This window comes from Thalassospira sp. ABL2_045 (assembly GCF_056161285.1).
Genome location: NZ_JBSWYV010000003.1, coordinates 18,438 through 40,021 on the forward strand (window position 1 = coordinate 18,438; position 21,584 = coordinate 40,021).

A 21,584-nucleotide genomic window follows, 5' to 3' on the forward strand; every position below is an offset into this window, starting at 1 on the left:
CTATCCGATCTTACGTTCAGAACGTTGATCGTCATTCGGGCTGTTGGTGAGTTCCGGCATGCTTTCGACATATAGCGATTGTGACGGGAAGGCGAAAGCCGCCCCTTCTTCTTCGACAATGCGCTTGAAAGCAATGATGTGGCGATTGCGGATGTCACGCCAGGTCACCCAGTCCGTGGTGGTCGTGAAGTAGTAAAGGTCGATATTGATCGAGCTGGCACCAAAGTCCGAAAAATGGACCATCTGGGCAACATCGATCTGCGCGACATCATCATCATTTTTCAGGAAGTCACGCAGCTTGTCGACGATGGCTTCCATTTGTTTGGCTGTTGTGCGGTATTCAAGACCGATCACCATCTTGATCCGGCGATGGGTCATGCGCGACCAGTTGATCACCGGGGAATCGACAATCTGGGCATTGGGCATCGTGACCAGCGCCTTGGCAAAGGTGCGCACCTTGGTGGCCCGCAAACCAACGACTTCGACCGTTCCTTCAAAATGCGGCGTTTCGATCCAGTCGCCGCGCTTATAGAGGTTATCGGCAAAAATCGTCAGGCCGCCAAAGATATTGGCAACAGAGTCCTTGGCCGCCAATGCGACCGCCATCCCGGCCAGACCAAGGCCACCGAGGAAGGCGGAAACATCAATCCCCCAGTTTTCGAGAATGATGACGCCGCCAATAACGACAATGAGCGTCTTCACACCCCGAATAAAGAACTGTCGCAGATCGTCACCAAGACCGGCCCCAAAGCGCCCAACGAGCCGATTAAGTGAAACCCCCAAGGGTTCAACGGCCCTAAACAGCGCCCAGAAGATGCAAAACGCCGCAGCAACAGAGATTGCCTCGACGACAACAGCATCGACTTCTTCAGGCAGAGACAGCACTTCGGTCGCGAAATAGGCGCCCAGCAACATGAAAAGCGCCTGTAACGGCAGCGCAAAGGCATCAAGGACCTTGGCCATCATGCTTTGCGAGCGTTGCTGTGCAACCCGGCGCAATATGCCAAGGGCACCACGCACCAGAACACGCTTGAAGATAAAGAACACCACCAGCACCAGAAGCGCGCCGATCAGTCTTCCGATCTCTCCGCCGCCAAGCATATCGACCCATGAATTCATGTGGCCGATTACCTCTTCGTTGAGGTTGTCCAGTTCGGTCGTGATTTCACCCATGGCTTGTAAGCTGTTCTGATGTTAAGGTTATTGCGACTTCTGACATGCTGCGACTTTGTAGCACATCGTTCTCTGGCCTTTGTATAGCAACTAAATTGGCTCAGGCATATGGCATCATTTGCGTCGGGAAGCTTACACGTTATTGGAGGCGGCCTTGCCGGATCGGCACTGGCGACCTGCATGGCCGAAGACGGCTTTAACGTGACGCTTTATGACGAAGCAGAGCCATTTGAAAGCCGTTGGACACGCGGGATGCAAACAGCACCCGAAAGTTATAAAACGGCCGAGCCCGAAATATTTTATGACCCGCTAGGTCAAGTGGCAGATTTTTTCGCGCGGTACCCGGAAGTCCCCAACAAACTGATCAGACCCGCCCATTGCGTGATGGGATTAAAACGTGGGCGGCGCAAACCCGCCATCGTGTCCCTTGATCGGGGTGTTTCACGCGCCTTGATTTCCCGCCGGATCGGCTTTGCCGCGCGGTTTTATACCCTTCTCACCATGTGGCAACAACGTTATGCCAGTGAAGAAAACCGGGTCGAAAGCACTTTATCATCTGGCACATTTGAACCAGATGACAAGGCTTATCAACCGGGCACTTATCACCGTGATGCGCTTACGGTCTTGGCCGAAGTGCTGTTTTCAATGCCGGCTCATCGATGTTCGAAGGCGCTTCTGGGGCGCATACTGGCGCCGAAATTGCGGGCAATTTTGGCACAAAGCCATGAGCCGGTGTTTTCGGCGATTGACCCCATCATCCTAAATGACATCGCCCTGCCCGCCCTGCGTGAACGGTTTCTTGCCGCTGGCGGCACGATCAAGGGCCAAACCAAGCTTGGTGACATCGACAGTACGTCAGATTACGCGACAGACCTGTTATTCGAAGATGACAGTCAGGTGGTCTTGAAACCGGATGATGCCGTCGTTCTCGCCCTGCATCCCAAGCCCCTTTGTGACGCAGTGCCCGATATCGGTATTTCCCCGGCACCGGCACATCGGCGCAGCATGGCGTTTGAAATGCGCAAGCTCTTTGCCGAGCCGCGTGCGCTGTTGGTCAGTGATGACATTGTTCGGGCGATCTATTGCAATCGTCGCCACCTTCTGGTCAGCCTGAATGCCAGCTTGCACCTACCTGACACAAAGGACGCCGAACAGTTCGCGGAACTTGTTTGGCAGCGCTGTGTCTGGCTGTGCGATCAATATCTTAATCTGGATCTTGAAACCCGGACCGACAAAAGCGGTGCCGGCGCGCGCCCAAAGCATCTTTTCATTGATGCGGAGGCGCCTTTTCCCGAAATGACACCGGGCATGGCCGCAACCCGCCAGCACCTGCGGGCACCTTGGAAAAACCTGTTCCTGTGCGGGGATGTTTTCCCGGTCGATCAGGCACCTGGACCCGCGGCCTTGTTTTCAAGCGTGCAAGATGTCCGGCACGAACTGCAGAAGTTCTTCGCCTAAGGCTTGTCTGGCTGGACTAGTTGGGCCGGATTAAACCGCAATCATTGCTGCAGCGACGCGGCGTGCCTCGGCCACCAGAACGTTATAGGTGCGGCAGGCCGCACCGGTATCCATCGGCTCAATCACAATGCCATGTGGTTTAAGAGCCTGCCGCCAGGCCATCGGAACCTGCGTCAGCCGAGATCCCATGCCAAGCAACAGGATTTCGATATCGTCTGCGTTTTCGATCACGCGCGTAAAGGAGTCTGGCGTAACGTCCTCAGACTTCCTTACGTTCCACGAATAGACAGCTTCGGGAAACAGCAAGATCGACCCCGTTACTGTCTCTTCGCCAAACCGGAACACACCGTCACCATAACTGGTGACCAGTTTACTGCCCTCGGCAACCAAGGTACTTACTTCAAGAGACATATTGGCCCCATTTCGCCATCGTTCGATAAAGTTGGTTCGGACTTAGTCCGAATTTTGCGGTGTGTCGAGATGCTCTTCGGTAATTTTTCGACGCCACAAAATGAACAACCCGGATAAAACGACAATACCGCATCCGATCATCATTAACATGTCTGGCTTCTCGCCAAACAGGATCACACCCAATGCAATACCAAACAACAAGCGGGTGTACCTAAATGGCGTAACTGCGGAAACATCACCAGTGCGCATCGCCTTCATCAAAGCTGCGTAAGCAAACGCCCCCATCAGGATGGCGCCAACGAAATACAAAGAGCTTTGCGTACTCATCCAGGTGAATGCTTTGCCATCCCAAATTGAAAACACGACACCGGCCAGAATTATGGTCACAAAGCCGTAGAAACCCAGGATAGCCGTACTGAGGGACACAGGCGCAGCACGACTGGCGAGATCGCGCCCGGCAAAGCCAATTGTCCCAATCACGGCGAGCAACGATAACGCAGAAAAACTGTCCGCAGTCGGGCGCAAAATAATCAGAACGCCGATCAATCCGATTATGATTGCGGCCCATCTGCGCCAACCGACTTTTTCGCCAAACAGAAGCGCGGCCCCTAAAACAACAATGATCGGTGTCGCCTGAAGAATTGCGGTCGTCGATGAAAGCGGCGTTAGCGCCAGTGCGAGGACATAAAACAAACGTCCGATAATTTCGAACACGATCCGAATGCTCATCGCACGCGACAGCACGTCGGGATTAAGCAGACGCTTCTTCTGAATCCGGGCAACAACTGCAAACAGCAGCGCCCCTCCGACACCTAACACAACCAAGACCTGACCCACGGCATGGGTCTCTGAGGCGGCCTTGACAAACGCATCCTCAAAAGAAAACGCCACCATCGCGGCCATCATCCAGATGCTGCCGATCAGATTGGCGCGGTGTTCGGGAGTAGAAGCTATATGGGCTGTCATCGGTTGCCGTCAGTTTTTAATGGACTTTTTTCGGCTCCCCATGGACGGAAGCGAAGACCGCAAACGATCAGCTCCCCCAAAAGAAATGGCCGGGTTTGTTGTCTCACAAACCCGGCCATAGTGTAAATGTCTATAACTTCTACCCGAATGATCAGGCGTTGGCTTCCTGGCCTTCTTCGGCTTCGGGGATTTTGCGTTTGAGGCGCAGAACCACCAGAAGCGGCGAAGCCACACAGATCGAGGAATAGGTCCCGATCACGATGCCGAAAATCAATGCCATGGTGAAACCTCGGATGGCTTCCCCACCAAACACGAACAAGGCAATCAAAGCCAGCAATGTGGTCAATGACGTCATGGTCGTACGCGCCAGTGTCGAGTTGATCGACAGATCCAGCAGATCCGGAATTTCCATCTTGCGGAACTTGCGCAGATATTCGCGGATACGGTCAAAGACAACCACCGTGTCGTTGATCGAATAACCCGCGACCGTCAAAACGGCGGCCAATGTGGCCAGATCGAACTGAACGCCGGTAATGACAAAGAAGCCAATGGTGATCAGCACGTCATGGAGCAACGCGGCAACAGAGGCGACAGCAAACTGCCATTCGAACCGCACCCAGATATAGACCATGATCAGGAACAGCGAGATCACGACCGAATAGAAACCGGCCTCCTTGAGCTCGCTCCCGACTTTCGGCCCGACAAGTTCACTACGGCGGATGGTTACGTCTTCACCAAGTGCCTCGGTCACGGCAGCAAGGGCTGCCATCTGGGCTTCTTCTTCGCCGTCCTGACGCTGCAACTGGATCAGAACGTCATCTGGCTCGCCGAATTCCTGAATGGAAACATCGCCAAGGCCAAGACTGCCAAGATTATCACGCAGTGCATTGATATCCGCCGGGCCATCGGTCTTGATTTCGACCAGAATACCACCCCGGAAATCGATGCCGAAGTTAAGTCCCTTGGTAAAGAACATGCCAACAGATGCCAGCACCATTACCAAAGACACGATATAGAAAATCTTCCGGAATTTAAGGAACGGGACGTTCACGTCATCCGGGATAAGATGTAAAGGTTTCATATCTTCCCTGTTCCCTTCCTTAAAGTACCAGCTCGGTCGGACGACGGCGCTTGACCCAGGTTGCAATCAGCAAACGGGTCAGCCAGATCGCCGAGAACATCGATGTGATAATCCCGATCGCCAGTGTCACGGCAAAGCCCTTGATCGGGCCGGAACCGAAGCTGAACAGCACAAGGGCTGCGATCAGGGTCGTGATGTTGGCATCAAGAATGGTCGACATGGCGCTTCGGTAACCGGCATCAATCGCATTGATGATCGTTCTGCCGTTGCGCCGTTCTTCACGGATGCGCTCGAAAATCAGCACGTTGGCATCAACTGCCATACCGACCGTCAAAACGATCCCCGCGATACCCGGAAGGGTCAGCGTCGCCTGAAGGACTGACATCACCGCCAGAACCAGGATCAGGTTCATCATCAGTGCGATGTCCGCATAGACGCCGAACCGACCGTAACTGATGATCATGAAGGCAATGACGAATACAAGGCCAAGAACGGCAGCAAATTCGCCCGCCTCGACCGAATCCTGACCAAGCCCAGGACCAACCGAGCGTTCTTCAAGGATCTGCATCGGGGCCGGCAAGGCACCTGCGCGCAGAAGAAGCGACAGATCATTGGCTTCCTGAACGCTGAACTGGCCGGTAATGATACCGTTGCCACCCAGGATCGGTTCATTGATGCGCGGTGCCGAAATCACTTCGCCATCCAGAACGATGGCAAGGCCACGTCCGGAATTCTTGCTGGTGATATCGCCAAAGCGCGCACCACCGGCCGCATCAAAGCGGAACGACACAACCGGACGCCCGTCACTAAAGGTCGGCTGGGAATCAACAAGGTTGTCGCCCGACACAACAATACGGCGATCAATCAGATATTCACGAATGCCATCGCCTTCGTCTGCTGACGGCAAAATCATGGTTCCCGGCGGAAGGCCGGTCGCACGCGCATCTGCAGCCGTTTTTTCGTTATTCACAAGATGGAAGTTCATCTTTGCCGTACGGCCAAGGATGGCGCGCAGACGCGACGGATCATCAAGACCCGGCACCTGAACAACGATGCGGTTTTCGCCCTGACGCTGAATGGATGGCTCGGTTGTGCCCAGTTCATCAACACGACGACGAACAACTTCAAGGGACTGGGCAATCGCGCGGTCGATCAGTTCGCGATAGGCAACCTCGTTATAGGTCACAACGATGTTGTTGCCCTCGCCGCCAAGGTCGGTGTTGGGTTCAGCCGTGCGCGCAATCTCGCGGGCCTTTTCCACGTCTTCGGGGCGCAGAATGGTGATCTCGGCACCATTGGCCGTCGCTTCACGCGGGCGGTTGCGGATCTGTTCCTGGCGGAGTTCGGTACGGATCGCATCGGCAAGCGCGTCATAACGTTCGCGCAGGACAGTGTCGGTGTCGACTTCAAGCAACATGTGAGAGCCGCCACGCAGGTCAAGGCCAAGATTGATCTGCTTGCCCGGCAGATAACTGGATTCAGTCGGGAACGTGCCCGACGGCAGGAAGTTCGGCGCCGCATAGATGACGCCCAATGCACACACCAGAAGGACCAGTGCTGCTTTCCATTTGGTAAAATAAAGCATGTTTTTGTGACCGGATCTGTCTGGGTCAACCTTGGTCTGGTTCCAAGGTTCTTGGAACAACGGGTATTTGGTACCGCTTCAGGCCACCGGCAAAATGCAAGAAGGCGGAGCCATGTGCCCCGCCTTGCTTGATACGAAGAGATCAGTCTTTCTTGGTCTCTTCTTCTTTTTCTTCTTTGTCTTCTTTCGCGTCGCTTTTGGCCGGTTCGGTTTTCGAAAGAACCGTGGAAACCATGCCGCGCGCTACTTTGACTTTGACGCCGTCCGCGATCTCGACCGACAGTTCGTCATCACCAACAACCTTGGCAACGGTACCGATCAGGCCACCAGCGGTGACAATCTTGTCGCCGCGACGGATCGCTTCGAGCATTGCTTTATGTTCTTTCTGCTTTTTCTGCTGAGGACGAATAAGCAGGAAATAGAAAACAACAAAAATCAGGATCAGCGGCGCAAACTGCATGAGCGCACCCGCACCATCTGCACCACCAGCGGCCTGAGCGTAAGCCGTCGAAATAAACATTAGGAACTCCTAATTCCTCAGGACAAAAAATATCAACTGCCGGAATATAACGGGGTGTTGCGCCAAAGCAAGGGAGAACCGGTTTTAAAGCGGTAAAATCAGCACTTGTGTGCTTTTGTTCACCTTGCGTTGCACGAAAGTCCAGACAACAAACACTTCCATTGGCTTGCTGATGTGCTAGCTTTCCGGCCAACAAAAAAACGCCACCGAAATAAGAAACACCCAAGAGGCCCCCATGAGTAGCGATTTCGACAAAGTTTTGCCCACCCTGGAACGTATTGCCACTGCATTGGAACGCATGGCACCCCCAGCGCGGTCTGAGAATGACCTGAGCGCTGCCGACGCCTTTGTCTGGAAGGCGCAGACGAGCTATTTGCAGCCGATCCGCAATGTGAACCGGGTTGATATCAGCTTGCTTCAGGGCATCGGGCAGCAAAAAGAAATCCTTTATAACAATACCAAACGCTTTGCCGATGGCCTGCCGGCGAACAACGCATTGCTTTGGGGTGCACGCGGGACTGGTAAAAGCTCCATCGTCAAAGCGATGCATGCCAAGATCAACGCCGAAAGCCCGGCGTCGTTGGCATTGGTTGAGATCCACCGTGAAGATATCCCGACCCTGCCCGATCTTTTGCATATCCTGCAGGAAAGCGGCCGCCGGACGGTTCTGTTCTGCGATGACCTGTCCTTTGACATGCATGATGAAAGCTACAAGTCGCTCAAGGCTGTGCTTGATGGCGGTATCGAAGGACGTCCGAAAAACGTGATCTTCTATGCGACGTCAAACCGTCGTCATCTGATGGCGCGTGACATGATTGAAAATGAACGTTCAACGGCGATCAATCCCTCCGAAGCCGTTGAGGAAAAAGTATCGCTTTCGGACCGGTTCGGTCTGTGGCTTGGTTTCCATAATATCTCGCAAGACGTCTATTTCGAGATCATCGATGGCTATGCCAAGGAATTCAAACTCGATATCCCCTCCGAAGAACTGCATGCACGTGCCAAGGAATGGACGGTCACGCGTGGCAGCCGGTCTGGTCGTGTTGCCTGGCAGTTTATTCAGGAAGTGGCTGGCGAACTCGGCAAGTCGATCGACTAACCAACGCAAGCGTGAGAAAAGACGAAAAATGCACCCGGGCCGTTGGTCCGGGTGTTTTCGTTATCGCGACACCATCACACTTGGCAGGTATTTGGTCGGATCTGCGGATTTCCGCCCTTGCCGGACTTCAAAGTGAAGCTGCGGGAAGGTCACCGCACCGGTCGTGCCAACGGTCGAGATCTTTTGACCGCGCGTGACGACATCACCGCGTGCCACCAGCGGGTTTTCGGTATGCGCATAGGCCGTCACGAAGTTATCGGCATGCTTGATCAGGATGAGGTTACCAAACCCGCGCAACTCATTGCCGACATAGGTCACAACGCCATTTTCGGCCGCAACAATGGGTGTGCCGCGGTTGGCCTGAATATTGATGCCATCATTAAACAGCCCACCTGACCCTGCCCCGTATTTCAAGACGACCTTGCCCTGAACAGGCCAGATGAAGCCTTTTCGTGCGGATGGTTCAGCCAACGCGACATTCTGACGAACATTGCTACCTTGGCCGGCGACAGGCGTAGATCTGCTATCAGACACCCAACTGCGCGCGGATGCCATCTTGCGCTCGGCTGCCGCTGCAAAGTCTTGTGGCTTGATGCCCGGTGTCGGGATGCTGCCGCCATTACGCGGCGAAACCCGTGCAACGGTGGTGGTCGGGCGCGATGTCCGAACGGGTTTGTTCGTGGCTTTCTCGGGCACACTGACCACCGTACGTTTGCCGCCAATCGTGACGGTTTTCGTCCGGGTCGTGGATTTGGATGCAACGGCCGTGTCCGGCGGCATGCTGTCGTAATTTGGCGTCCAGGGCGGTAGCACAAGGCGCTGCCCCGGGTAAATCACATAAGGTTTGCGAAGGTCATTGCGGGCCGTGAACTGGATGAAGTCCATGTGATAGCGCACAGCAAGCTCGGAAACCGTGTCACCCGGTGCAACCGTAATCACACGTTCGCCGTTCTTGAGCTTTGGCATGCTATAGGGGCTATAACTTGCCCCGTCGCCATAGACCACCGGCACCGGAACGGAATTGAGCAAACAGCCGCCAAGCGCCGCACTTGCCGCACAGACAAGCAGCAGGCGTTTTCCGTGATAAACAGCGCGTTTGACACAATTTTCCATCATGTTTTTGATTGTCTCCGATCAGCGGTTAACAATCAGTAAGCATGGCGGCGTTTTGCGACGGAATTTTTAAGCTCAGGAGAGATCAGAATTCTTCAGTACCGGGCAGCATCGGCACAAAGCGAACCGGCATCAGTTCGGTAACGTCAACACCAGTGGGCGTGCGCATCACACGGAGCAAAAGCTGCGTATGGGACACCTCGCCCACCGGCACAACCATAATGCCGCCAACAGCCAGTTGATCAACAAGAACGGGCGGCACGTCTTGCGCCGCCGCGGTTACGATAATGCGATCAAACGGCGCCTGTGCTTTCCAGCCAAGCCCGCCATCGGCATAGAGGGTGGAAATGGTGTGAAGCCCAAGCTCGCGAAACTTGTCTTCGGCTTCGCGCAACAGCGGCTTGTGGCGCTCAAGCGTGTAAACACGGCGTGCAAGCTTGGCCAGAATGGCCGCCTGATAGCCAGAGCCCGTGCCGACCTCAAGAACCTTCATGCGGTCATTAAGTTCAAGCGCCTGGGTCATCAATGCGACGATATAGGGCTGCGAAATCGTTTGCCCCTTGCTGATCGGCAAGGCGACATTTTCCCAGGCACGGGTCACGAACGGTTCAGCGACAAAGGATTCACGTGGAATATCGGCCAGTGCCGACAGCACTTCTTCATCGTGAATGCCATCATCACGAAGCGTCTGCAGCAGATTGCCTATGGCGGTTTCACGCGTAATCACCGGCTCGTTCACGGAAATGCCTTCGTCAGTTTTTCAAACGTTTCATAATGGGTGAAATCAAGACTGATCGGGGTCACAGAAATATTGCCCTGTTCAATCACACGCAGATCCGACGTTGGATCTTCTGGCAGATCGGACTGAATGGCGTCAATCCAGTAATAAGGCTCCCCACGCGGATCAAGGCGCTCTGCAATGTGATCACCGATCTTGCGTTGGCCTTGCTTGGCAATTTTGACTTCTGCCCCGCCATTGGCTTCATAATCAGGGAAGTTGACGTTGATCAGGACTCCCTTGGGCCAGGTCGTCGTCACCAAGGTCGCCAAGACGTCCTTGAGGTATTTCTCGGCAATCGTCCAGTCGATCATATCGCTGGCAAAATATTGCGAGAACGCGACAGCCGGCACATTCAGAAGCGTTGCCTCCATCGCGGCTGCGACGGTTCCGGAATAGGTCACATCCTCGCCAAGGTTACCGCCCCGGTTTATCCCGGACAAAACGATATCAGGCGGGCTATCACGCATCACCTGCTGCAAACCAAGCAGGATGCAGTCGGTTGGGGTGCCATCAACGGCGAAATGCCGTTCGTCACGTTTGTGAATGCGTAGCGGGCGGCGCAGGGTAAGGGAATGCCCTGCCCCGCTTTGCTCCATCGACGGTGCGATCACCCAGACATCATCGGAAAACTCGCGCGCGAGCTGTTCGAGCAGCTTGATCCCTGGCGCGTCAATGCCATCATCATTACTGATCAGGATTCGTGCGTTGGTGAGATCAAGCATGTCTGTATCGTCCTAGCGCGCCGAGATGACCTCAAGACCGCCCATATAGGGTTTGAGCGCATCCGGAATGCGGATCGAACCATCAGCCTGCTGATAGTTTTCCATCACCGCAATCAGGCAACGACCAACCGCAAGGCCCGATCCGTTCAGGGTATGGACAAACTGAGTCTTTTTCTCGCCGGTCGCACGATAACGTGCATTCATGCGGCGTGCCTGGAAGTCACGCGTGTTCGAGCAAGACGAAATCTCGCGATATTTGCCCTGCCCCGGCAGCCAGACTTCGATGTCATAGGTTTTCGTTGCCGAGAACCCGATATCACCCGTGCACAGGATGACTGTGCGATACGGCAAGCCAAGGCGCTCCAGAACCGTTTCCGCGCAACGGGTCTTGCGGCTCAGTTCCTCGTCAGACTTTTCGGCCTCGACCACCGAAACCATTTCGACCTTCGAGAACTGGTGCTGGCGGATCATGCCCCGGGTATCACGCCCGGCTGAGCCGGCTTCTGAGCGGAAGCACTGGGTCAGCGCGGTGTAACGCAATGGTAGCGTCGCCTGATCAACGATTTCATCGGCCACCTGGTTGGTGAGCGTGACCTCAGATGTCGGGATCAACCAGTAATCATTGGTGGTTTTAAACAGGTCTTCGGCGAATTTCGGCAACTGACCGGTGCCAAAGACCGCATTATCACGCACGAGCATCGGCGTAATGGTTTCTTCGTACCCATGTTCGGTCGTGTGCAGGTCAATCATGAACTGCGACAGCGCGCGTTCAAGCTTGGCCAGACCACCCCGCAAAATAACAAAGCGCGAGCCTGACAGCTTGGCTGCGGTTTCAAAATCCATAAGGCCAAGTTTCTCACCGATCTCGAAATGTTCGAGCGGCTTGAAATCAAACTCGCCGGGCGTTCCCCAACGATTGACTTCGACATTGTCATCCTCGTCTTCGCCAACCGGCACTTCCGGATCAAGGATGTTCGGGAAGGAAGACAGCAAAAGATCAAGCTGATCATTGAGCGATGCCTGACCGTCTTCGGCTTCCTTGATCTTGTCCTTGAGCGAGCCCATTTCGGCCATCAGGTCGTCGGCATTCTCGCCGTTTTTGCGCAACTTGCCGATTTCACCGGAGATCGTCTTGCGGCGGGCGAGCATTTCCTGATGTTCGGTCATCAGTTTGCGGCGCTCAACGTCGATATCGATCAGACGCTGTGCGGTAACGTCCTGTTTGCGCGCAGTCATTGCTGCGTCAAAAGCCTCGGGATTGTCCCGAATCCATTTAATGTCGTGCATCGAACAGCACCCTGTCAGTCTATCTATTTGTGGCTTTATACGATGGGGTGGACCCAAGGTCCACCCCGTCAAATCGGACGGTTTCGGCGAGCGTTTTCAATCAACGGGCGTTGTTGAAATCATCCTCGCCATCATCATTGTTCGACGGTCCGGACAATTTCGGCGCATCGCCGTCATCATCGGAAGATCGGGTCAAGGATGACTGACCATCATCATAGGACGCAGCGGCTTCTGCCTGGGCATCAACGCTGTCCTCAGAGGTTGCGACCGTTGTTCCGGTGGCAGCCTGTGCTCCCGCGTCGTCATCAGTCTCCGCCTCATCATCCTCGTCTTCGTCGTCCTCGGCATTTGCCTTGGCACGCTTGCGCTCGGAAACCCGCGCCATGATGATCGAGATTTCATACAGAATGATGATCGGGATCCCCAGACCCACCTGCGAAATAAGATCCGGCGGAGTCAGAACAGCCGCAAAGCCAAACGCAATGACGATCGCGTATTTACGACGTCGTGCCAGACCATCGGCGGTAACAATACCTGCACGCGCCATCAGGGTCAGGAGAACCGGCAGCTGGAAGCAAAGCCCAAAGGCAAAAATAAGCTTCATCACCAGTGAAAGATATTCACCGACTTTGGCTTCAAGCTGGATTGCAAGATTGGCTGCCCCACCCGCCTGTTCGAAGCTCAGGAAGAATTTCCAGGCCAGCGGCATGATCAGGTAGTAGACCAGCGCACCGCCCATAAGGAAAAGAACCGGGGTCGCAAACAGGAACGGCATGAAGGCCGAACGTTCATTCTTATAGAGCCCCGGTGCAACAAAGGCCCAGAACTGGCCAAGAAAGACCGGTGCAGACACAAAGCAGGCCGCAAAGAACGACACCTTGACATAGGTGAAGAACACCTCGGTCAGGGCGGTATAGATCATGCGGCGATCCGGCCCCATGATGTCGGCAAGCGGTCGCACGAGGAACCCGTAGATATCCTCGACGAAGTAGTAGCAAACACCAAATGTAATAAAAAGCGCAAGAACCGCCCAGGTCAGACGGTTTCTCAGCTCGATCAGATGCTCCATGATGGGCATCGGTCTGTCATGCGATTGCATGTTCACGCCTGGCTCTCCGGCTGATCTTTTGTCTTGCTCTCATCTGCGGACTTATCAGCCGTCTTCTCCGCCGGTTTTGCAGGGCTATCCGCCTTGGGGGCGGGTTTGTCTGCAGCCGGTTTTGACTCGGTCTTCGTTTCGTCGCTTTTGGGGCTTGAGATTTTATTCTCGAGGAAATCGGTCGGATTGCTGTGCGAACTGTTGACCTGCTTGCGCAGATCATCAAGCTCCGCCTCACGGATGATGTCATCAATTCCGCTTTGGAATTCGCGCGCCATTCCGCGCACTTTTTTCCAGTAACCCGCCAATTTATAAAGCAAATGCGGTAGCTCTTTGGGGCCGACGACAAACAGTGCGACGACGGCCACCATAGCCAATTCGGTCCAGCCGATATCAAACATATGACACGCCTATCTGAAGGAAATCCGACAGACGATCAGGATTTCACAGAATCCTTTTCATTGTCTTTGCTCTCGGAAGAAACCGATGCAGAGGTCGTGTTTTCGATGGTCTTGGCCGAAGCGCCTGCATCCTGTTCTTCTTTTTCATTGATGCCCGCTTTGAAGCTCTTGATCCCTTTGCCCATGTCACCCATGACTTTCGGCAGTTTGCCTGCGCCAAAGATGATCAGGACAATCGCAAGAATCAGAACGATTTGCCAAACGCCAATACCCATAACTTCAATCTCCAAAGATCCATTCTGCCTTCCGGCGACGTGCCCGGATAATGGCAGAAAGCCCCCCACTGTGCAATGCGACGGTTGGTTAATAGCCGTGCACTACAAAATGCCTGTTACACTTGCGTCTTTTAGTCTGTCAAACCGGGTTAAAATCCCGCTCGCGACAACGCCTCAGGACATAGGAAACACGAAGGTCATCTCGGGATCAAGCGTTATAGCGACAGATGGCTGATTAATCGGAGAAAAACGCCGTGGGACCCGCGCATGAATGTGGTCCCCGGCCTCAAGTGTCAAGTGAACCAGGTTGACTTCACCAAGAACACGTACAGCATCGACATGGGCCAAGACATCATGACCGTTGACCGCCTCACCGATATGCAGTCCTTCAGGGCGAATCAGCACTTCAACGTCAGTGCCATCGTCAATCTCGGCACTTTCGACGGCACCAAACGGCGTTTTCACCTTGCCATCTGAAACTGTACCGGCAAACCGGTTCACTTCACCAAAGAATGACGCAACGAAACGGTTTTCCGGACGGAAATACAGCGTTTCGGGCGTACCATCCTGCATGATCTGCCCTTCATTCATGATGATGATCCGGTCTGCCATATACATGGCTTCCTGCGGATCGTGGGTCACCATCACGGTCGCGATCCCGGCATCCTTGAGAACATGCAATGTGGTGTCCCGCAGATCGGCACGCCGTGCAACGTCAAGGCCCGAAAACGGTTCATCAAGCAACATGATCCGCGGTTTGGGCGCCAAGGCACGCGCAAGAGCGATGCGTTGCTGCTGCCCACCGGAAAGCTCATGCGGATAGGCATTGAGATATTCCGACATCCCGACCTGATCAAGCGCGGCTGCAATTGCGTTTGTCCGATCCGCTTCACTGAAATGACGCAGGCCAAAGCCAATGTTTTTCGCCACGTTCAGGTGCGGGAACAGGGCATAGTCCTGAAACACCATGCCAACACCGCGTTTTTCCGGCTCTACATAGCCACCAGGCTCGGCAACGATCTGATTATCGACGGCAATTTCACCGATCTGAAGCTTTTCGAGCCCCGCCGCCAGTCGAAGTGCAGTGGTTTTGCCACATCCGGACGGGCCCAAAAGACACACCAGTTCGCCGGGTGCTACATCGAAGCTGATATCGCGCAACACACGGTTTTCACCGAACAGGTGCGATACATGCGACATCTTCAGGCCGTCGGTCATCAGGTACTCTTCTTACAACAGGGATCGAACACACAAAGGTGCAAATGATTTGCGAAATCTTTCGTGAAACTTAAGGTCCCTGCTTGCCCGATGCAAGAAGATGGATCAATTGGTTTCGGGGTCGTGTGCGTCGCCAACGTCGATCTCGTCGTTTTCAGTAGCCCTGCCCGGCTTCTGTTCGTCCGCATCAAGCAGATTTGGATTGTCCGAATAAATCGTCTCATCCAGATCATCAAGATTGCGTGTGGTCAGCGCTTCTTCGACGACAGAATCGGTAACTTCGCCATCATCAACCAGATCCGGCAGGGCTTCGTCATCGGAATTCGCCCCGTAACGGCCCATGCCCGGACGGCTATCAAGCAACCCGGCCGCCTTAAGATCGGCAAGACCCGGCAAATCATCGCGGCTTTCAAGGCCAAAATGATCCAGGAAATTGTCCGTTGTCGCCCAAAGAACCGGACGCCCCGGAACCCGTTTACGCCCGCGCGGCCGGATCCATTTGGATTCAAGCAGGATATCCAGCGTGCCTTTTGACAATGCAACACCACGGATTTCCTCGATCTCGGATCGGGTGACCGGCTCGTGATAGGCAATGATGGCCAGGGTTTCCAGTGTCGCACGCGTCAGCTTTTTGGCCTTTTCGACCTCGATATGCAGGTCGCCGGCCAGATCGACTGCGGTTCGGAATGCCCACTTGTCGCCAACCTGCTTCAGGTTTACACCGCGCGGCTCATACGTGTCGGCAATCGCATTCATGATGGCGTTGACGTCAGTTCCTTCTGGCAGGCGCGCGGCGATTACCCGTTCACTAACCGGCTCGGCGGAGGCAAACAATACAGCCTCTATGATGCGGATATGTTGAAAATCGATCTCCGGACTGGATTCGACGCCTTCAACTTCAAGCTGCGATTCTTCGCTCATTAAATGCCCCTGCCCACCTATTCCTGAACCGGATCTGCGTCATAGTCATAATCACGCGGCATACCCCCATCGCGCAACGTCTGCGGTGATCGCAGCAAAATCGGTCCGAATGTTTCTTCTTGTGAAATTTCCAACTCGCCGTCACGGCACATTTCAAGACTGGCAACAAAGTGCGCAGCCAATGCAGAACGCGCCTTAAGCGGTGTTCCAAGCCCGCGCGGCATGAATTCAAGCAGTTTGGTCCATGTTGGGACCACACGGCGACCAAACAGGTCACGTAAACGCTGGATGGCATCATCCATCGCGTAAAGATCAAACGCCTCGATCTCAAGCGTTTTGCTTTCCGATGTCAGCATGATCCGCGCATAAGCCTTCAGAAGATCATAAAGCGACGCGTCATAAACTGACGCCGTCGTCACCCGCACTTCTTCCGGATCGCCGCGCCCAAAGAAATCACGCCCGAGATTCGGTCGCTCGAGAAGTTTGTCACCGGCGGCTTTCATTGCCTCAAGACGTTTCAGCTGGAAGGCAAGAAGCTCTGCCATTTCTTCGGCACTGAGTTCTTCTTCGTCGCTTTCCTGCTTGGGCAGTAGCAAGCGTGATTTAAGGTAAGCCAGCCACGCGGCCATCACCAGATAGTCAGCTGCCAGTTCAAGGCGCAAACCCTGCGCGGTATTGATGAATTCAAGATATTGTTCAGCAAGATCAAGAATCGATATCTTGATGATGTCGACCTTCTGATCGCGTGCCAGTTCCAGCAGGACATCAAGCGGTCCTTCGAACCCGTCCAGATCAAGAATCAGCCGTTCGGCAAGGCTCGGCCCTTCATCGACCGGTTTCTTGTCAAAGACATCATCTGGAATTTCGAATTCGAACTGGTCTGCCATTTATCCCCGACTATCCCCCGCATGCGTCGGCGTTCAGGCAAAGATATCTGCCAGAAGCCTTACCAGTGCATTGGCCGGTTCAAGCACCAACCACTGGAATACCGGCAGATCTATATCAAGCTGCGCTGTCACATAGGGCAGCAAAAAGACCAAACCGATCAAGATGATCATGCCGGTTTTTTCCATACGCGCCAAGACCCGTGCAATCGGCATCGGTGAAATCGCTGTCAGAACCCGTCCACCATCAAGCGGCGGGATCGGCAACATGTTAAACACCGCAAGGATACAGTTCAGCCAAAGCGATTGGTTAAGCATGGTCGCAAGCCAGTCATTCACCGCCGGTGAGAAGCTCGGCAACCAGACCAGAAGCAGGATCGATCCAATGGCGAGTGCCACGTTTGTCGCCGGCCCCGCAATTGCAACGCCAATGACACCCAGGCGTTGCGGATGCAGTCGATGAAATGCCACCGGAATCGGCTTGGCATAGCCAAACAGAAACGGTGCCGCGGTAATCAGAAGCAATGCCGGGATCAGAACAGTTCCGACCGGATCGATATGCCGGATCGGGTTCAGGCTAAGTCGGCCCATACGCTGGGCCGTATCATCACCAAACAGCTTGGCGGCAAAACCATGGGCGGCTTCGTGCAGGGTTACGGCCAGCAGGACCGGAATAATCCAGGTCGATGCCGAGATAACCAGATCAATCACGTCATTCACTTCTGATCATCTCCTGCCGACCAGACTGGTGCCAGAAGATCGGCAAGACGCGCTTGCCAGTCGCCAACCTGAGAGTTGTCGGGCACATCTGCCTTAAAGGTCGCAATCTGGTTGGTAAATGTCTGGGCACGTTGCAAGGAGTTGCCGGTCAGAAGCGGTGCCATAGAGACCACCTCTTCCATTTCGGTGCGCTTGCCATTGCAATGAAGCGCGATGTCACATCCGGCACGCAGGCATTCATGTGTGCGGCTGGCGATTGAACCGCCAAGGGCCTCCATCGAAAGATCATCACTGATCAGAAGGTTCTCAAAGCAGATCTCGCCGCGAATAACGTCTTCGATAACTGTGGGTGAAATCGTGCCCGGACGCTGATCGTCGATCGCGGTAAACAGCAGGTGTGCCGACATCGCGGCCAACACATCTTTCATGTGCGAAAACGGCGCGAAATCGAACTCGGACAGCGTATCACGCGATACAGTCACGATTGGCAGATCCTTGTGGCTGTCAACAGTTGCCCGTCCATGCCCGGGGATATGTTTGATGATCGGCGCAATACCACCATCGAGAAGACCTGCGGCAACCGCACTGGCCAGCATCACGACCCTACCGACATCCGCGCCATATGACCGGTCCCCGATCACGTCACTCATGCCCGGCAGGCGCAGATCAAGAACCGGCGCACAGGTCGTATTAAACCCTGCTTCGCGCAGGTCCATCGCCATCAGGCGTGCGCTGGTATAGGCCGCTTCACGGGCATCATCCGGACTACGATCAAACAGATCGCCAAATGCACCCGCCGGCGCGATATGGCGCCAGTGCGGCGGTTTTAAGCGCATGACGCGTCCGCCTTCCTGATCGACCAGAATCGGAACGTTGGTATTGCCAACGGTTTCCCGTAACGCGTTGGTCAGAGCACGGACCTGACTGCGGTTTTCGATGTTGCGCGCAAACAGGATGAATCCGAACGGATCGGCTTCGCGCAGGAAACCCTTTTCCCAATTGCTGAGCTCCGTTCCTGCGATCCCGAGGATACAGGCACGTGGCTTTTTGACATCAAGGCCGGACAATGAGGCACCCCACACTGCGTTCTTTCAAATCTGCACAAAGCTTTTCGGCCGCCGCGGCATTGCCAAGCGGACCGGCCTGCAGCCGATAGAAGACACCTTTGCCTTCGATTTCAATACGTTGCACAAACATCTTAAGATTGCCAAGCAAGTCTTTGTTTTTCGAAGATAACCGCTTCCATTCCGAAGCTGCACCGGCTTCTTCGCGCACTGAGGCTAACTGGACACGAAAGGCGCCCGACGGCGCGGCTTCTTGCGCCACAGGTGCCGGTTCTTCTTTGGCGGCGTCCACGGTTTCGGGGGCCGAGGTTTCATTGGCGCGGTTTTCGGCAGCCGCAACCGCTTTCTCGGCGTCGGTCAGATCAGGTTCGTCGATTTCCGGCGCTTCAACGACCGGCTCATCAGTCGCATCGGTTGCTTGTTCCGGTTCAACGCTTTCCTGAGTGGCGGGCTCTTCCGTCATCTCCGCGGTTTGATTATTTTCTGCTGCCTTTGGGGTCGGCAGAACTTCCGGTGCGCGTGGCATGTCCGGCAGTTCCTGCAAGACCACATCGGCATCCGGATCAACATCGCTCAGCTGATCGTAAACGGTGGTCTCACGGTGCGGAACTTCCATCCCGCCGGGATCTTCCGGCCGGATTTTGATCGGTGACGGATCGGGCAGCAGGATCGGCAAATTTCCGTCATCCTGGATCGGCTGACCCTGATTATAAAACCAGTAGCCTGCCCCGCCCAGCGCGCCGCCGACAACCACAAGCCCAAGAACAACGGTGGCCAGCCCTTTGATCATGCTCTTGTCGGCGGGCTTTTCTGATCCATAGTGATCAGCACGCTCTGCATGAAGGTTGGAACCGTGTTCTTCGCTCATATCTTACATCTCCTCGACAGGCGTGACGCCCAGCACCTCAAGACCGGATGCAATGACCGTTGCAACAGCACGGATCATCGCAAGACGTGCCAGAGTCGCCAGCAGATCATCGGCAACGATGAAGCGCAGCGCGGTGTTGTCACGTCCCTTGTTCCACAATGCATGGAATTCTGCGGCAATTTCTGTCAGGAAAAAGGCAATGCGATGCGGTTCGTGCGCGGTTGCCGCCTGCTCGACGATACGCGGCCATTCCGCCATGCGACGCACCAGGAGTTTTTCTTCTTCCGTGCTCAGCAATGCAAGATCGGCCTCGGCGAGCGTCTTCTCGGAAAGGTCCTGCCCCGGGAACGCTTCCGCTGCCTGACGGAAGACCGAATTGACGCGTGCGTGGGCGTACTGCACGTAGAAGACCGGGTTATCCTTGGACTGTTCGGTCACCTTCGCGAAATCAAACTCAAGTGCCGCGTCGTTTTTGCGCGTCAGCATGATGAAACGCACGACGTCCTTGCCAACGCGCTCCACCACGTCACGCAGGGTCACAAAGGTCCCTGCACGTTTGGACATTTTTACCGGCTCGCCATTATCAAACAGGCTGACAAGCTGGCAAAGCTTGATATCAAGGTCACCCTCGCCATGCGTGATCGCCTTGGTCGCGGCTTTCATGCGTTTGACATACCCGCCATGATCGGCCCCGAAGATATCAATCATCAGGTTGAAACCGCGCTCATACTTGTCAAAGTGATAGGCGATGTCGGATGCAAAATAGGTCCAGCTGCCATCCGATTTCTTTAGCGGACGATCAACGTCATCGCCAAATTCGGTCGCGCGGAACAAAGTCTGCGGGCGCGGTTCCCAATCATCGGGCTTTTTGCCCTTTGGCGGTTCCAGCACGCCGACATAGATGTCGCCCTTTTTCTCAAGATGTTCAAACGCCGACTGGACCTTGCCGGCCTTGACCAGACCATCCTCAGACGTAAACACATCGTGTGCGACGCCCAGGAGACGCAGGTCTTCCTTGATCAGCGCCATCATTTCAACGATGGCAAAGCCGCGGAATTCTTCAAGCCATTCTTCTTCGGGGGCATTCTGCCACTTGTCGCCATCACGTTCGGCCATTTTCTTGCCCGGCGCGACCAGATAATCCCCCGGATACAGGCCCTGCGGGATGTCACCGATATCTTCACCAAGCGCTTCGCGATAGCGCATATGCAGCGAGCGCGCCAATACATCAACCTGCGCGCCGGCATCATTGGTGTAATATTCCTTGGTCACGTCATAGCCGGCCTTGCCCAGAAGGTTGGCCAGAACGTCACCCACAACCGCACCACGGCAATGACCGACATGCATCGGGCCAGTCGGATTGGCCGATACATATTCAACGTTGATCTTTTCACCCTTGCCAAGGTCGCTATTGCCATAGGCCGTGCCGACTTCAAGGACCTTGGTGACCTGGGACAGCCAGAACTGATCGGCCATACGCAGATTGATGAAGCCCGGACCGGCAATCTCGACCGTTTCAATGTGATCAAGACCACGAAGCTTTTCCGCAAGCTTCTCAGCCAGATCGCGCGGCTTCATGCCAGCAGCCTTTGAAAGCAGCATTGCAGCGTTGGTTGCGGCATCCCCATGAGACGGATCACGCGGCGGCTCGACCGTCACACGCGACGTGTCGCTTCCGGCAGGAAGAACACCGTCTTTTTCAAGGGCGAGAAGCTCGTTCTCGATATCGCTTTTCAACAGGCTGAAAACATTCATGACTTGGAACTTTTTAATTTCTGGTTCTGACCGGACCGGCCAATTGACTGGCGCCTGTTTTGAGCCATTTCACCTCAAAACGCAAGTCACCCGTATTTAGACTGATTACAGGTTTTGACATTTCAGCCATGCACGCTAAATAGTGACTTAAATACAGCGTTCAGACCATGCTATCATGTCGTC

Annotated in this window: 22 protein-coding genes; 2 read left to right on the forward strand and 20 right to left on the reverse strand. The window is 54.7% G+C overall.

The window, feature by feature from the left end; all coding sequences use genetic code 11:
• A complete protein-coding gene (locus ACXAIA_RS06050; protein ID WP_475348547.1) occupies positions 1–1,173 on the reverse strand; it encodes a mechanosensitive ion channel family protein in 1,173 nt (390 codons plus the stop codon).
• 108 nt (positions 1,174–1,281) lie between these two features.
• Here ACXAIA_RS06050 and ACXAIA_RS06055 point away from each other — a divergent pair, with 108 nt between their 5' ends.
• The gene (locus ACXAIA_RS06055) at positions 1,282–2,631 is read left to right on the forward strand and encodes an NAD(P)-binding protein (protein WP_475348548.1); all 1,350 of its coding nucleotides are present in this window, start codon (positions 1,282–1,284) and stop codon (positions 2,629–2,631) included.
• A 30-nt stretch (positions 2,632–2,661) separates the two neighbouring features.
• On the opposite strand, the gene ACXAIA_RS06060 is transcribed toward ACXAIA_RS06055, so the two are convergent.
• The 5 genes from ACXAIA_RS06060 to yajC all read right to left on the reverse strand — a co-directional run bounded on the left by ACXAIA_RS06060 (position 2,662) and on the right by yajC (position 7,194).
• Entirely contained in the window at positions 2,662–3,042 is a 381-nt protein-coding gene (locus ACXAIA_RS06060) for an Mth938-like domain-containing protein (RefSeq protein ID WP_475348549.1), read from the reverse strand.
• Positions 3,043–3,084: 42 nt separating this feature from the next.
• The gene (locus tag ACXAIA_RS06065; protein WP_475348550.1) at positions 3,085–4,008 is read right to left on the reverse strand and encodes a DMT family transporter; all 924 of its coding nucleotides are present in this window, start codon (positions 4,006–4,008) and stop codon (positions 3,085–3,087) included.
• A gap of 151 nt (positions 4,009–4,159) precedes the next feature.
• Positions 4,160–5,089 (reverse strand): protein translocase subunit SecF, encoded by a 930-nt coding sequence (gene secF, locus ACXAIA_RS06070; protein WP_475346057.1) that lies wholly within the window; start codon positions 5,087–5,089, stop codon positions 4,160–4,162.
• Between the two features lie 19 nt (positions 5,090–5,108).
• Entirely contained in the window at positions 5,109–6,674 is a 1,566-nt protein-coding gene (gene secD, locus ACXAIA_RS06075; RefSeq protein ID WP_475348551.1) for a protein translocase subunit SecD, read from the reverse strand.
• Between the two features lie 142 nt (positions 6,675–6,816).
• Positions 6,817–7,194: a preprotein translocase subunit YajC gene (yajC, locus tag ACXAIA_RS06080; protein ID WP_044829074.1), complete on the reverse strand. Its 378-nt coding sequence runs from the start codon at positions 7,192–7,194 to the stop codon at positions 6,817–6,819.
• Between the two features lie 235 nt (positions 7,195–7,429).
• Here yajC and ACXAIA_RS06085 point away from each other — a divergent pair, with 235 nt between their 5' ends.
• A complete protein-coding gene (locus ACXAIA_RS06085) occupies positions 7,430–8,293 on the forward strand; it encodes an ATP-binding protein (protein ID WP_475348552.1) in 864 nt (287 codons plus the stop codon).
• A 60-nt stretch (positions 8,294–8,353) separates the two neighbouring features.
• Here ACXAIA_RS06085 and ACXAIA_RS06090 read toward each other — a convergent pair whose 3' ends face one another.
• The 14 genes from ACXAIA_RS06090 to argS all read right to left on the reverse strand — a co-directional run bounded on the left by ACXAIA_RS06090 (position 8,354) and on the right by argS (position 21,401).
• Positions 8,354–9,409: a peptidoglycan DD-metalloendopeptidase family protein gene (locus tag ACXAIA_RS06090; protein WP_475348553.1), complete on the reverse strand. Its 1,056-nt coding sequence runs from the start codon at positions 9,407–9,409 to the stop codon at positions 8,354–8,356.
• Positions 9,410–9,491: 82 nt separating this feature from the next.
• On the reverse strand, positions 9,492–10,145 hold the full coding sequence (locus ACXAIA_RS06095; protein WP_475348554.1) for a protein-L-isoaspartate(D-aspartate) O-methyltransferase: 654 nt from the start codon (positions 10,143–10,145) through the stop codon (positions 9,492–9,494).
• Complete coding sequence (gene surE, locus ACXAIA_RS06100; RefSeq protein WP_475348555.1) at positions 10,142–10,909, reverse strand: 5'/3'-nucleotidase SurE; 768 nt, start codon at positions 10,907–10,909, stop codon at positions 10,142–10,144. The genes ACXAIA_RS06095 and surE overlap by 4 nt, the downstream gene beginning before the upstream one ends.
• Before the next feature lie 12 nt (positions 10,910–10,921).
• Positions 10,922–12,196: a serine--tRNA ligase gene (gene serS, locus ACXAIA_RS06105; protein ID WP_475348556.1), complete on the reverse strand. Its 1,275-nt coding sequence runs from the start codon at positions 12,194–12,196 to the stop codon at positions 10,922–10,924.
• Between the two features lie 100 nt (positions 12,197–12,296).
• Positions 12,297–13,295, reverse strand: coding sequence for a twin-arginine translocase subunit TatC (gene tatC / locus ACXAIA_RS06110; protein ID WP_475348813.1), 999 nt, complete (start codon positions 13,293–13,295; stop codon positions 12,297–12,299).
• Between the two features lie 2 nt (positions 13,296–13,297).
• A complete protein-coding gene (tatB, locus tag ACXAIA_RS06115) occupies positions 13,298–13,696 on the reverse strand; it encodes a Sec-independent protein translocase protein TatB (protein ID WP_475348557.1) in 399 nt (132 codons plus the stop codon).
• 35 nt (positions 13,697–13,731) lie between these two features.
• Complete coding sequence (gene tatA / locus ACXAIA_RS06120; protein ID WP_167718353.1) at positions 13,732–13,971, reverse strand: twin-arginine translocase TatA/TatE family subunit; 240 nt, start codon at positions 13,969–13,971, stop codon at positions 13,732–13,734.
• A gap of 174 nt (positions 13,972–14,145) precedes the next feature.
• Complete coding sequence (locus ACXAIA_RS06125; RefSeq protein ID WP_475348558.1) at positions 14,146–15,189, reverse strand: ABC transporter ATP-binding protein; 1,044 nt, start codon at positions 15,187–15,189, stop codon at positions 14,146–14,148.
• A gap of 105 nt (positions 15,190–15,294) precedes the next feature.
• Positions 15,295–16,110 carry an SMC-Scp complex subunit ScpB gene (gene scpB / locus ACXAIA_RS06130; RefSeq protein WP_475348559.1) on the reverse strand — a complete coding sequence of 272 codons (816 nt, stop codon included), beginning with the start codon at positions 16,108–16,110 and terminating at the stop codon, positions 15,295–15,297.
• 17 nt (positions 16,111–16,127) lie between these two features.
• Positions 16,128–16,997: a segregation and condensation protein A gene (locus tag ACXAIA_RS06135; RefSeq protein ID WP_475348560.1), complete on the reverse strand. Its 870-nt coding sequence runs from the start codon at positions 16,995–16,997 to the stop codon at positions 16,128–16,130.
• Between the two features lie 33 nt (positions 16,998–17,030).
• Positions 17,031–17,714: a site-2 protease family protein gene (locus ACXAIA_RS06140; RefSeq protein ID WP_475348561.1), complete on the reverse strand. Its 684-nt coding sequence runs from the start codon at positions 17,712–17,714 to the stop codon at positions 17,031–17,033.
• Positions 17,711–18,781 carry a beta-N-acetylhexosaminidase gene (gene nagZ, locus ACXAIA_RS06145; RefSeq protein WP_475348562.1) on the reverse strand — a complete coding sequence of 357 codons (1,071 nt, stop codon included), beginning with the start codon at positions 18,779–18,781 and terminating at the stop codon, positions 17,711–17,713. Before nagZ ends, ACXAIA_RS06140 begins: the two co-directional genes overlap by 4 nt.
• Positions 18,768–19,646: an SPOR domain-containing protein gene (locus ACXAIA_RS06150; protein WP_475348563.1), complete on the reverse strand. Its 879-nt coding sequence runs from the start codon at positions 19,644–19,646 to the stop codon at positions 18,768–18,770. Before ACXAIA_RS06150 ends, nagZ begins: the two co-directional genes overlap by 14 nt.
• 3 nt (positions 19,647–19,649) lie before the next feature.
• Positions 19,650–21,401 carry an arginine--tRNA ligase gene (gene argS, locus ACXAIA_RS06155; protein WP_475348564.1) on the reverse strand — a complete coding sequence of 584 codons (1,752 nt, stop codon included), beginning with the start codon at positions 21,399–21,401 and terminating at the stop codon, positions 19,650–19,652.
• Positions 21,402–21,584 lie beyond the last annotated feature (183 nt).